Origin of the sequence: Bradyrhizobium lablabi, from assembly GCF_001440475.1 — a bacterium.
Taxonomy (GTDB): domain Bacteria; phylum Pseudomonadota; class Alphaproteobacteria; order Rhizobiales; family Xanthobacteraceae; genus Bradyrhizobium; species Bradyrhizobium lablabi.
Genome location: NZ_LLYB01000068.1, coordinates 13382 through 24827 on the forward strand (window position 1 = coordinate 13382; position 11446 = coordinate 24827).

The window sequence follows — 11446 nt, forward strand, 5'->3', positions numbered from 1 at the left end:
TTTGTAGGCGTGATTTGGGTCTCGCGCGAAGCGATTTATTTTTGCGCGCACGACTGGACGGTGCAAATCAGCTTGAAGTCGTTGAAGAAAATTGCGTGAACGCGCAGCGGCCGATACTTCAGCAAGAAGCCCGCATGAGCGAAGCGATATGCGGGAATCCCCGCAACCAAAACCCGGATATCGCTTCGCTTATCAGGGCTACGCTTCCTCGTCGTAGACCAAACGGTGGTTGCGAGATATGATGAGCACGTTTCAACAGGAGTTATAAAATGAAAATTCTTGTACTTACTCTGTTATCAGCATTCGTAGTAGCGACAACGGCCGCCTCCTTCTCATCCGATGCTTACGCCGCGCGACGCGGGACAATGTCTGGCGTCGATAACACCTACGGCAGCCAAAAAGGCCAGAAGTGCTTCGGCGGCTCTTGCACGCCTGGCGGGGCGAAGAAGAGCAGCAAAAAGCCGTAACAAATCCGATTGAGAGGCTGCCCGCATTGGACGGCCTCTCGATCCGCCGCTTCAAAGGAGCGACGACAGATGCTTTCGGCTGCGGCCCGGGCTAAGCGTCGGCGACGTTGCACGCATCGAGCCGAACGAGAATTCGATGCATCGTGACTGCAATTCAGGGCCCGCCTCCAGCGAGATTTTGGTAAATTTGTAGCGGCAGGCCGAGTCTGTGCGATAGCTCCATTATCGGTGCGACCATTGAGCTGGCATTCTTTTGGTCGACCCGAACGAAGATAAGCTCGCGGTAAAATCTCATCTCTGAAATCAACGAATCCAGATTGCGCGCCGCAAGCTGATCATTCCATTCGCTCAGCCGATCTCCCAGCGGAAACGACTGGTCATTACTCCACGCTCCCGTTTCCACCTGATCGAGGGCCCATTTCCTGGCCGTACTAGGGGAGACGCGCGTCAATTCGGGATCAAACACAACAAAACAAATGTTTGGCGACACGCCAGGCTTGTCCGGCTTGGGTCCATGCAACACCGGGATATGAAAATGCTGTTTCCCTCTCGGCGCGGCGGCAGGTAACAGCTCGTCACCGATCAGGATGCGCAAGCCATGTTTCTCGGCGAGCTTCCACGCCTTGCGAACTCCCTCCTCCCCAATCGAGCTCGCGAAGACCACGTCGATTACATTCCTGTAGAAGCAATATTCCGTACCGTAAGAATCATCGGGATCCGTTTCCCCGATCAACGGAAAGGTTTTGCACATATCGCCAAACCACTTTCGTAAACGAGGCGACGACGATTCCGGCTTGTCCCAGCAGTTCTTTGGAGCGGCTGCAATCTCGCTTCCGACCCAGTCCCCATAGTCGGCTTGGGCCTTCGCCACACGCTTGTCGAACACGAAAACGGTGATACCCAATTTTTATTTCCCAAGAGTCCCGCTCACAGCGATTTCACTGGTTCAACCGTGGCTGGAGATGAATCAAACCCGGGATGTCGCTTCGCTCATCCGCAGGCGATAGCCGCCATCTTAAGTTGTTTTAGGTTGCCCGGAAAGCGGCGGTCTGGAATAGTACACGTATCGCGGTAGCACACTCGCGGCCAGGACTCTGTGCCTTCAACAGTCAAGACATTCGAGAGCTACGATGGTCGGGAGCGCGTATTAATTTCGCGTCGGCCAGATGGAGCTTACACATATCGAAGGCAGTGGCTATCGGCCGCACTGCCTAACGACGATCCCGACAGCCCCATCATTCAGGCGAGCGAGGAACTAGAAGGGGTATGGGGGCCGCCGGGTCCCGATTGCGGAATTTATGACTCCGCAGATACCGCGGAGACCGAGGCGAGACTGTGCGTGCCGTGGTTAAGACAGCAGTTCAATTGAAGAGACGGCGGGCGCCCTCCGCACCGCTGGGGCACCACACAGCAGGGCGTGTAGCCTGGATGTCGCTTCGTCCATCGGGGCTGCGTTGGATGCAACATTACAGCCGCGCCTTCTGTGCGAGCGGTACCCGAAACGTCTTGAAGCCCTTGATATCGGGAAACCCCTCGGCGGCTTCGCGCGAGGCCAGCGTGAGCACCGCGGCCGGGACTTCGCCGCTGATCAGGCGGTCGATCGCGCCGCGCTGCCCTTCGCTGAACTGAACTTCCGCGGCGCCCGCCGCCATGAACGCGGCGCTGACACGGCCGCTGGAGGCGGATTGCTTCTCCTCGATCGCGATGTTCTTGTTGTTCAGGTCGGCCAATGAGCCGATCTCCGGACGTGCCAGGACAAGCGCGACCAGATTGTCGGGATCGTCGGGCGACGCGGATGCCGTCTTCGCGGTGTCGCGGACCGGTTCTACTTCCGGATTGTCCAAATTGCTGGCCGCTTCCCGGCCCGTTCCGATCGCCGTGACGAGATCGGCCAGGCCTGTCGCTTCCACCAACTGTTGCTGCAGAGTGCGTGTCGCCGAAGCGGGAGCGCTGGCAGTCGCGGCAGGCGCTGCGGCGGTCTTTGGCGCAGCGGGCGCAGCAGTGAGTTCGAGCGTGGCGGGCGGTGGCAGGGTGACCTCGGATTTGACCTCCGACTTGGTCTCGGTCTGGATCTCGATCTTGGCTTGGGATTTCGCTTCAGACTTGGCTTCAGACTTGGCCTCGGACTTCACGTCAGACTTGGGAGTCTCCACGGGCTGCGACGGAGCGATAGCGGCAGCCTGGCTGGGCGTCGGCTGCTGAGGAATTTCCAATCTGCGCTCCGGCGTCTCGCCACCGGCGACGACCTTGTCGCGGGCCACGGGCGGCGTAGCCGGTGAAGCATTCTTGCCGGCTGCGGCGAGGCTCGGAGCGGCGGCCTTTTTGGCGCTCGACGGCTTGGTCTTCGCTGCTGCCACGTTACTGCGCGGTGTCGAGCGGGTTGCTGGCGCGGCCTGCCTTGTCACCCGGGGCGGAGTGGCGCGTTCGATACTCGCTGGTTCCGCTTCAGCCGGCACCACCACAACAGGCTCGCGTTGCTCCCGGTGCCGCGCAGACAAGGCCTGATCAGACCAGGCCATGTAGGACTGGCAGGCGCGGTTGCACGGCTTCCCGTCGATATAAACGATGTCGGGCGAATCCAGCGGATCGGCCTGCAGGGATCCGCTCGAACAAAGCGACAGGCTCAGGGCCAGCAAGGTCCATTTCTTCGACATGACCACTCCATTCAACGCGCCTGGTGTTTGGCGCGAGCTACGATTGAGTGGAGAGGAGGTTTCAAAAAAAGTGGACGTGTTCCGCATCGTCACGCGCGTCGTGACGATTCCTTTTCAGCGACTGTCACGCGCCATTTGTCGGCGGCCCCCTCATGCGAGCCAACGGGTCGGCGCGAAGCGCCGCCCGATGACAGGCTCCGCGAANGAATCCATAGTGCGGCATAACGGATAGATGGATTGCTTCCGCCTTCGCTCTTCGAGCTTCGGCGGACAAGTCGTCGCTTCGCTCCCTTGCGCAAACGCTTGCGTTTGTCGCAGGCAATGACGCGATGAGTTCCTAGTTCGGAACCGCGCGCTTTGCGGCCGTCACGGCGGTCGCATTCACGCTGCCGCCGCGCAGCAGGTTGAAGGCGGCGTTGAGCGCCTTGTCGTCCTTTTCGTTCGGCGGGACCCAGGCTTGCGAGCCAGCCTGCTCGGTTCCCTCGGCGGCGAGATGGCCGCGCATCGAGGCTTCGCCCTTCAGATCGGTGCGGCCCTTGAGTTCGTCCGGCACGTCCTGCAGCACTTCGATGTCGGGCGCGATGCCCTGGGCCTGGATCGAGCGGCCAGAAGGCGTGAAGTAGCGCGCCGTGGTCAGCGCCAGCGCGCCGTTGCCGGCGCCCAGCGGAATGATGGTCTGCACCGAGCCCTTGCCGAAGGTGCGCGTGCCGATCAGGGTGGCGCGCTTGTGGTCGCGCAGCGCGCCGGCCACGATCTCGGAGGCGGAAGCCGAGCCGCCATTGATCAGCACCACCAGCGGCTTGCCCTTGGTGATGTCGCCGCCGCGCGCGGTGAAGCGCTGGGTCTCCTCCGAGGTGCGGCCGCGGGTCGAGACCACCTCGCCCCGGTTCATGAAAGCGCTCGACACCGAAACGGCCTGGTCGAGCAGCCCGCCGGGATTGTTGCGGAGGTCGACGACATAGCCCGCAAGTTTTTCCGGCGGAATTTCCTTGGAGATGCTGGCGATGGCCTTCTTCAGGCCGTCGGTGGTCTGCTCGTTGAAGCGGGTGATCCTGATGTAGCCGATATCGCCGCCATCGGCTTTGAAGCGGACCGGCCGCACCCGGATGATCTCCCGCACGATGGCGACATCGATCGGCGCAGCGGAACCCTTGCGCATGACCTTGAGCCGGATCTTGCTGTTGGCGGGGCCCTTCATCCGGGCGACCGCCTGTTCGAGGCTCATGCCCTGAATCTGCTCGTCGTCGATCTGGGTAATCACGTCGCCCGACAGCATGCCGGCCTTCGCGGCGGGCGTCTCGTCGATCGGCGTCACCACCTTGACGAGGCCGTCTTCCATCGTGACCTCGATGCCGAGCCCGCCGAACTCGCCATGGGTGGTCTCCTGCATGTCGCTCCAGCCCTTGTCATTCATGTAGCGCGAATGAGGATCGAGCGCGGAGATCATGCCGTTGATGGCGCCTTCCATCAGCTTGGAATCGTCGGGCTTCTCGACGTAGCTGGTCTTGATCCGCTCGAACACGCTGCCGAACAGATTGAGCTGGTTGTAGGTGTCGGAACGGGCCGCGGCCTTTGCCGCCGCCACCAGATTTGTCCCCTGCGGCCCGGCCACGAGAACGGTCAGACACGCGCCCGTCACGGTGCCGAGAAGAAAGGCAATATTCCTGCGCATCGTGAGGCGTCCCTTTATCTCTACGGACGCCCACCATCCCATGTGAATCGGCGCCCCTGTCCCAGCCCCGCCAACTCACAATGGCTTTTTGGTCGGATCAAGGCACGCCGGCCCGATGCAGTACGGCCTTCGGGAGGCCTATCGGCCTTAAATTGATCTGGTTGACCCGAAACAGGAACATTTTCTTACCGGAGAGGAAGGCATTTGCCGAATTTTCTGTCGAGTGCAATGTAGGATCGGCAGAACCGGGTTTCCGCGGGTTCGAAGGGGGCAATAATGGGCGATGGCAATGAAGTGCAGATCGAACCTGCGCTGACCGCGACCGACGAGGTGCGCTCACTCGTCGGTGAGTTGGAGGCCGTGCTCTCCAAGGAGTATTCGCCTGAGCAGCGGCATGGATTGACGCTCGACACGATCTTTCAACCGAACGTCCGATTCTTCCTCGCAAGATTACGTGGAGCGGCGGTGGGCTGCGGCGGCGTCGCCCTCTTTCCCGATTTCGCAGAGGTCAAGCGCATGTACGTACGGCACACCGCACGGGGACAGGGAGTTGCAGACGCCATCCTGACCCGCATCGAAGCGGAGGTTCATCGTACCGGGCTCACCATGTTGCGTCTGGAGACAGGAGACCGGCAGATCGCGGCGATGCGGCTCTATGTACGGATGGGATTCCGGGAATGTCCGGCGTTCGGCGCCTACGCGCTGATGGCGCCGCAATCCATCGCGAGCAGTGTATTCTTCGAGAAGCGGATCGGCGCGTAGCCGGCCCATGTCCGGCCCATGTGCGGGCTCAAGGATTTGACGTCGCTCTTCCGTCTTCACGCAACCCATTTTGCCACGTAGACGGCTGCGTCCCAAAACCGCGCTTGGCGCGGGTACCCAGCCAATAGCCGAATTGCGGGGGAACGTTGCGGAACGGGCCCTCGACGCCGAGCTTGAGCGCGGCATCCATCGGCCAATTGGGATTGTTGAGGATTTCCCGGCCGACCGCGATCAGATCGGCCTGCCCGTTGCGCAGGATCTGCTCGGCCTGGTCGCCATGGATGATGAGACCGACCGCCATGGTCATGATCTCGGCCTCGCGCCGGACATGTTCCGACAGCGGCACCTGGTAGCTGTATTTGATCTCCTTGCCGAGGATCGGCGCCGCCTCGGAGATGCCGCCGGAGGAGCAGTCGATGACGTCGACGCCTTTTGTCTTCAGGATTTTTGCCAGCCGCGCGCTCTGCTCCGGCCCCCAGCCGGCATTGTCCTCCACCGAGAGGCGGACGAATAGCGGCTTGTGGTCGGGCCAATACGCGCGCACGGCTTCCGTCACCTCGATCAGGAAGCGCATGCGGCCCGCTTCCGAGCCGCCATATTCGTCCGTGCGCTGGTTGGATCGCTCCGACAGGAATTCATGCACGAGGTAGCCATGGGCGCCGTGCAGTTCCAGCACGTCAAAGCCCGCCTCATGCGCGCGTCGCGCCGCCTGCCCCCAGGCCTGCACCAGATCCTTGACCTCGCCGGTTTCGAGCGCGCGCGGCTCCGGCCATCTCTCGCTATGGGCGATCGCGCTCGGCGCCACCGGCTGCCAGGCGTCCCAATCCTCGATGTGGGGCGTCCGCTGCAGTGGACGGTCGCCTTCCCAAGGCCGGCTCGCGCGCGCCTTGCGGCCGGAATGGCCGAGCTGAATGCCGGCGACCGCGTTCTGCTGCCTGATGAACTGGACGAGGCGGGCGAGCGGCGCGACGAACTTGTCGTCCCAGATGCCGAGATCGCCGACCGTGCCGCAGCCGCGCCGCTCGACCTTGGTCGATTCCACCACCACGAGACCGGCCCCGCCGGCGGCAAATTTGCCGGCATTCATCAGGTGCCAGTCGGTCGGAAAACCCTTCTCGGCCGAATATTGATGCATCGGCGGCACCACGATGCGGTTCTTCAGCGTGAGGCCCCGAATCGTCATCGGGGAAAACAGCAGCGTTTCCGTCATGCTTGCCTCGCCTCGCGGACATCATTGTCCCGGCACGGCGCCGGGAAGTGTCTTCTATTTTGCGTTTGTGCCGGTCTTGATATCCGCGGATTTCGCTTTCGGCTTCGCAGCCGCGGCCTTGTCGGCCTTTGGCGCGTTGTTGTCGCCGCGCATGGTTCCCCAGGGATCGCTCTTCTGTTGTTCCGGAATATTGCCGAGCGACCGCTTGTAGGCTTTCTCGGCGTCCCTCTCGGCCGCGATCTCCGCCCCCGTCTTGGGCTTGTCCTCCTCCCCATATCTGGCGGGACCTTTTTGTTGGGCCAAGGCGGGCCCTGCCAGCAACACGACCGCAGCCGCAGCGCCCAACATTCTACCCAGGATTTTCATGCCACCACTCCCTGTTTGACCCCTCGCTTAGCACAGCTCGCGCACCGGCTTAAGCGCCGGATTGGGCAGGGGCGCAAATCGCCGTGGCCGTTGCCCGGGCCGGTCCAGTTCTGTAAACGACTGCCATGAATTTGCCGCCAGCGCCCCACTCCGTTGACGCCTTGCTGTTCGACCTCGGCCGTGTCGTGCTCGACATCAGTTTCGATCAGGTGATGGCCTGCTGGGCTGGGCATGCGGGCTGCGCGCCTGCCGACCTCGCCGGCCGCTTTGTCGTCAACGACAGTTTCAAGCATCACGAGACCGGCCGGATCGACGACGCCGCGTTCTTTGCGAACCTGCGCCAGTCGCTCGGCATCGGCATCACCGACGTGCAGTTCCTGGAGGGCTGGAACGCGATCTTCGCGGGCGAGATGCCGGGCATCGCGCCGCTGCTGGCCGGCGCGGCCAAGCGCCTGCCGCTCTATGCCTTTTCCAACACCAATCCGGCCCATGTCGAGCATTTTTCGCGGGCCTATGCGGATGTGCTCGGCCATTTCCGCGAGATATTTTTGTCCTCGAGCATCGGTTTGCGCAAACCCGACGCGGAAGCCTATGATCATGTGATAAAGGCGATCGGCGTGCCGGCGTCGCGGATTCTGTTCTTCGACGATTCAGCCGCCAACATCGAAGGTGCGCGGGCGCGCGGCCTTTCTGCCATCCACGTGACATCGACGGATGACGTGGCCAGGGCACTGACTGCGCTTGGAATCTAGCGCCTCGAATTTGACGGAGGTCTGCCCGTGGCCTTGATGCCTGTCGCCGATGCGCTTGCCGCGATCCTTGCGGGCGCGGAAGCGTTGCCCGAAGAAATGGTGGCCCTCGATGCCGCCCACCACCGCATCCTCGCGCGCGACGTCGCCGCGCGGCGGACGCAGCCGCCGCAGGCGATGTCGGCGATGGACGGCTATGCGGTGCGTGCGGCTGACGCCGCCGGCATCGGCGCGCGGCTGAAGGTGATCGGCGAGGTCGCCGCCGGCCGCCCGTTCGAGCGCAAGGTCGGCCAAAGTGAGGCGGTGCGGATCTTCACCGGCGGCGTGATCCCCGACGGCGCCGACGCCGTCATCATCCAGGAAGACACGGCAGCCGAGGGCGATCATATCACCATCACGGAAGCCGCCGTTCGCGGACGGCACATCCGCGCCGCCGGCGTCGACTTCCGCGAGGGCGACATCCTGCTCAAACGCGGGCGTTGCCTCAGCGACCGCGACCTGTCGCTCGCCGCCGGCATGAACTATCCGGAACTTGCGGTGCACCGCCGCCCGAAAGTCGCGGTTCTCGCGACCGGCGACGAGCTGGTGATGCCCGGCGAAAACCCCGGCCCCGGCCAGATCGTCTATTCCAACGGCTATGGCCTGCGGGCGCTGGCCCGCGCCGAGGGTGCCGACGTCGTCGATCTCGGCATCGCCGCCGACACCGTCGCGGCGACCACGCAAGGCATCCGCCGCGCCCGTGAGACGGATGCGGACATCCTGATCACCATGGGCGGCGCCTCGGTCGGGGACCACGACCTGGTCAAGCGCTCCCTGGAGGCCGAGGGCGTCGCCATGGCGTTCTGGCGGATCGCGATGCGGCCCGGCAAGCCGATGATGCATGGGCGGCTCGGCCCGATGCGGGTGATCGGCCTGCCCGGTAATCCCGTCTCCTCCTATGTCTGCGGCTTCCTGTTTCTGGTGCCGCTGATTCGTGCATTATCGGGTCGCGACCACGTCCATCACGTCAGAGAAAGCGCCCTGCTCGGCCGCGACCTCGCCGCCAACGACCAGCGCGAAGATTATCTGCGCGCACGCCTCGAGGCGCGTGAGGATGGCACGCTGATCGCCGTGCCGGTGAACCACCAGGACTCTTCGTTATTGGGGAATCTCGCTGCGGCACAGGCATTAGTGTTACGTCCGCCGTTCGCGCCGGCGGCCCCCAAGGGCTCGTCGTGCGAGCTGCTTCGGCTGCCGGAATGACTCCCCAAGATCTGTCTCGGACAGAAAGCCTGACGCGTTCACCTGAAATTAAGTGGTTGCGGAACACATATCGAACATATAGTGTCCGTTCATGATTTGTTTCGACTGCTGGTGTCTCTGCCTGGGAGTTTGGGCACTCCCGCCATCTGGGCGCTGAAGATTCGAAACGACGACGCCAACCGGGGGATTGCTCGCGATGCTTACGCGCAAACAGTATGAACTTCTGCGTTTCATCAATGAACGGCTGAAAGAGGCCGGCGTACCACCCTCCTTCGACGAGATGAAGGACGCGCTCGACCTGCGCTCGAAATCCGGAATCCACCGCCTCATTACAGCGCTGGAGGAGCGCGGCTTCATTCGCCGGCTGCCCAACCGCGCCCGCGCCATCGAAGTCATCAAGCTGCCCGAGCTCGCCGCTGCCGGCAACGGCCGCCGCGGCTTCACGCCGAGTGTGATCGAAGGCACGCTCGGCAAGCGCACGGTGAGCGTGCCGGCTGCCGAGGATGACGGCAATCGCCCGGTCGCCGTCCCCGTGATGGGCCGTATCGCCGCCGGTACGCCGATCGAGGCGCTGCAGACCCGCAGCCACACCATCAGCGTGCCGCCCGACATGCTCGGCTCCGGCGAGCATTACGCGCTCGAAGTGCGCGGTGATTCCATGGTCGAGGCCGGCATCCTCGACGGCGACATGGCGCTGATCCAGCGCAACGAGACCGCCGACACCGGCGACATCGTGGTGGCGTTGATCGACGAGGAGGAAGCGACGCTGAAACGCTTCCGCCGCCGCGGCGCCTCGATCGCGCTGGAGCCCGCCAACGCCGCCTATGAAGTTCGCATTCTGCCGCCGAATCGCGTGCGGATTCAGGGCAAGCTGATCGGCCTTTACCGAAAATACTGACCATGTGCCGTCCGCGGACATCACATAAAAAGAGCTCCGGCCCTCGGCCGGGGCTTTTTTGATGCTGGCGTGGAACCAATGTGCGTTAGCGCGTTTGTGAATGTGGCGCGGTGCGCCGGTCGCAGAAATGCCCAGAAGCAAGAAAAAGCTCTGCGCCATGTCCACTCTGATAGGGGCCTGTGCCGCCTTGAAGACACGGGTCAGCTATCTCAAATGAGGGAGCCATCCGATGTGTGACTATAGCCTGCATGCTGTGGCTACCCGGCCTGCCCAGGTCGGCGAGACGCTGATCACCACGACATTCCGCGGTACATCGACCCGCGGCTTTGCGTCGGAACGCGAGCCAGCAGTGGCGGTCTGCATGCTTCCCGGCACCGAACTGGCGTTCGCCGAGGACGTCAAATACGACAACCGCTGGATCTGGACGCGAACCACCGACTGGCGGGTCGGCAAATTCAATCAGATCGAACCCGAAGTCGCCGACCGTCATCATGACGCGATCGAATTTCCTGATGGCAGCCATGTGCTGGTGACGCAGCTTTGCGAAGGCCAGCGCGCGACCGTGCTGCAATTGCCGGTGGTTCACACCGGTGGCGAGCATGCACCGAAGGTGACGGAAGCGCGTCCAACCGCTGCGATCGTAACCGGATAGACGAGACGCGGATGCGATCCGCCGGTTCACCCCCGGCGGATCATGGTGATGCGTTTTCCAGAATTCGGCACCAAGGGGGCGGCCGGTGGTCAACAAAGTCACGTGGCAAAGGGCTGGGCGCGTCACCGAGCCCGGACGTTACATGTTCCGGTACGGCTGGCTCACGATCACGGCCGAAGATCTTGCGGTCTGGCAGCAATTTCCCGACGCATCGTTCACGCTGGTCAACCTGCCGTCACCTCCCGACGCGCCGGAAGAATTCCACCTCGGCGCGTTCGAGATACCGGCCCATCCGTCCGGTCCCCCGATCGACGAGCACTGACATTCCCTACTCCTCGGCCTGAAGGTCGGCCTCGGCCGGCGTCGCATCGACGGCGCGGGGCGGCACGACGCGCGGGGCCAGAACGGTGGTGTCCGCCTCGCCCGCGTCAGCAACGGCCGGCGACCACGGGCGGTCGATCCCTCGTGGTTTCGCCGCCTCGACGACAAATCCGTCGCGGCCTCGACGCAGCGTCATGGCACCCTGCCGCCGCAGCCGTTCGCCATCGATCACGGAAGCCGCGCAGGACGCGGGCGCCTGCCGCAGGGTCACAATGAGCGCTGCGCGCTCGCAATCGTCCGCCAGGGCCTCGGGCCTGAACGCCTGCGCGACCAGGCCGCCGCCGGCGGACGGCATCACGCAGCCCAAATCATCGCAGGAGACGCCTGACGTGAGCGAGGCATCGGCTGCCGTGCGCGCATCGGCATCCGCCACCAGCCACTCCTTCAAGAGGA

Annotated in this window: 12 protein-coding genes and 1 pseudogene; 7 read left to right on the top strand and 6 right to left on the bottom strand. The window is 63.3% G+C overall.

Annotation, left to right across the window (positions count from 1 at the left end; genetic code table 11):
- The first annotated feature begins 269 nt into the window (after positions 1-269).
- On the top strand, positions 270-467 hold the full coding sequence (locus CQ14_RS43620) for a hypothetical protein (protein WP_156435079.1): 198 nt from the start codon (positions 270-272) through the stop codon (positions 465-467).
- A 154-nt stretch (positions 468-621) separates the two neighbouring features.
- On the opposite strand, the gene CQ14_RS16980 is transcribed toward CQ14_RS43620, so the two are convergent.
- From CQ14_RS16980 to CQ14_RS16990, 3 genes are all read right to left on the bottom strand, one after another.
- Entirely contained in the window at positions 622-1371 is a 750-nt protein-coding gene (locus tag CQ14_RS16980) for a hypothetical protein (protein ID WP_057859013.1), read from the bottom strand.
- 562 nt (positions 1372-1933) lie between these two features.
- Positions 1934-3208 carry a hypothetical protein gene (locus CQ14_RS46345; RefSeq protein WP_245320381.1) on the bottom strand — a complete coding sequence of 425 codons (1275 nt, stop codon included), beginning with the start codon at positions 3206-3208 and terminating at the stop codon, positions 1934-1936.
- Positions 3209-3458: 250 nt separating this feature from the next.
- Complete coding sequence (locus CQ14_RS16990) at positions 3459-4793, bottom strand: S41 family peptidase (RefSeq protein WP_057859015.1); 1335 nt, start codon at positions 4791-4793, stop codon at positions 3459-3461.
- 276 nt (positions 4794-5069) lie between these two features.
- Between CQ14_RS16990 and CQ14_RS16995 the strand changes: the two genes are divergently transcribed.
- Entirely contained in the window at positions 5070-5555 is a 486-nt protein-coding gene (locus tag CQ14_RS16995) for a GNAT family N-acetyltransferase (protein WP_057859016.1), read from the top strand.
- A 28-nt stretch (positions 5556-5583) separates the two neighbouring features.
- On the opposite strand, the gene CQ14_RS17000 is transcribed toward CQ14_RS16995, so the two are convergent.
- Positions 5584-6765, bottom strand: coding sequence for an NADH:flavin oxidoreductase/NADH oxidase (locus tag CQ14_RS17000; RefSeq protein WP_057859017.1), 1182 nt, complete (start codon positions 6763-6765; stop codon positions 5584-5586).
- A 54-nt stretch (positions 6766-6819) separates the two neighbouring features.
- Positions 6820-7131: a hypothetical protein gene (locus CQ14_RS17005; RefSeq protein ID WP_082649909.1), complete on the bottom strand. Its 312-nt coding sequence runs from the start codon at positions 7129-7131 to the stop codon at positions 6820-6822.
- Between the two features lie 125 nt (positions 7132-7256).
- Between CQ14_RS17005 and CQ14_RS17010 the strand changes: the two genes are divergently transcribed.
- The 5 genes from CQ14_RS17010 (at position 7257) to CQ14_RS17030 (ending at position 10994) form a co-directional block, all read left to right on the top strand.
- Positions 7257-7883 carry an HAD family hydrolase gene (locus tag CQ14_RS17010; RefSeq protein ID WP_057859019.1) on the top strand — a complete coding sequence of 209 codons (627 nt, stop codon included), beginning with the start codon at positions 7257-7259 and terminating at the stop codon, positions 7881-7883.
- A 27-nt stretch (positions 7884-7910) separates the two neighbouring features.
- Positions 7911-9122 (top strand): molybdopterin molybdotransferase MoeA, encoded by a 1212-nt coding sequence (locus CQ14_RS17015; protein ID WP_057859020.1) that lies wholly within the window; start codon positions 7911-7913, stop codon positions 9120-9122.
- A gap of 196 nt (positions 9123-9318) precedes the next feature.
- The gene (gene lexA, locus CQ14_RS17020; protein WP_057838115.1) at positions 9319-10020 is read left to right on the top strand and encodes a transcriptional repressor LexA; all 702 of its coding nucleotides are present in this window, start codon (positions 9319-9321) and stop codon (positions 10018-10020) included.
- 229 nt (positions 10021-10249) lie between these two features.
- Entirely contained in the window at positions 10250-10672 is a 423-nt protein-coding gene (locus tag CQ14_RS17025; RefSeq protein ID WP_057859021.1) for a hypothetical protein, read from the top strand.
- Positions 10673-10757: 85 nt separating this feature from the next.
- Entirely contained in the window at positions 10758-10994 is a 237-nt protein-coding gene (locus CQ14_RS17030) for a hypothetical protein (protein ID WP_057859022.1), read from the top strand.
- Positions 10995-11000: 6 nt separating this feature from the next.
- Here CQ14_RS17030 and CQ14_RS46350 read toward each other — a convergent pair.
- Positions 11001-11446 (bottom strand): annotated as a pseudogene (locus CQ14_RS46350) (ComEC/Rec2 family competence protein); the annotation flags it as partial.

Excerpts from the sequence above, each read along its gene's own strand:
- CQ14_RS43620 (WP_156435079.1), top strand. The coding sequence starts at position 270 with ATGAAAATTCTTGTACTTACTCTGTTATCAGCATTCGTAGTAGCGACA.
- CQ14_RS46345 (WP_245320381.1), bottom strand. The coding sequence starts at position 3,208 with ATGCGGAACACGTCCACTTTTTTTGAAACCTCCTCTCCACTCAATCGT.
- CQ14_RS16990 (WP_057859015.1), bottom strand. The coding sequence starts at position 4,793 with ATGCGCAGGAATATTGCCTTTCTTCTCGGCACCGTGACGGGCGCGTGT.
- CQ14_RS16995 (WP_057859016.1), top strand. The coding sequence starts at position 5,070 with ATGGGCGATGGCAATGAAGTGCAGATCGAACCTGCGCTGACCGCGACC.
- CQ14_RS17000 (WP_057859017.1), bottom strand. The coding sequence starts at position 6,765 with ATGACGGAAACGCTGCTGTTTTCCCCGATGACGATTCGGGGCCTCACG.
- CQ14_RS17005 (WP_082649909.1), bottom strand. The coding sequence starts at position 7,131 with ATGAAAATCCTGGGTAGAATGTTGGGCGCTGCGGCTGCGGTCGTGTTG.
- CQ14_RS17010 (WP_057859019.1), top strand. The coding sequence starts at position 7,257 with ATGAATTTGCCGCCAGCGCCCCACTCCGTTGACGCCTTGCTGTTCGAC.
- lexA (WP_057838115.1), top strand. The coding sequence starts at position 9,319 with ATGCTTACGCGCAAACAGTATGAACTTCTGCGTTTCATCAATGAACGG.
- CQ14_RS17025 (WP_057859021.1), top strand. The coding sequence starts at position 10,250 with ATGTGTGACTATAGCCTGCATGCTGTGGCTACCCGGCCTGCCCAGGTC.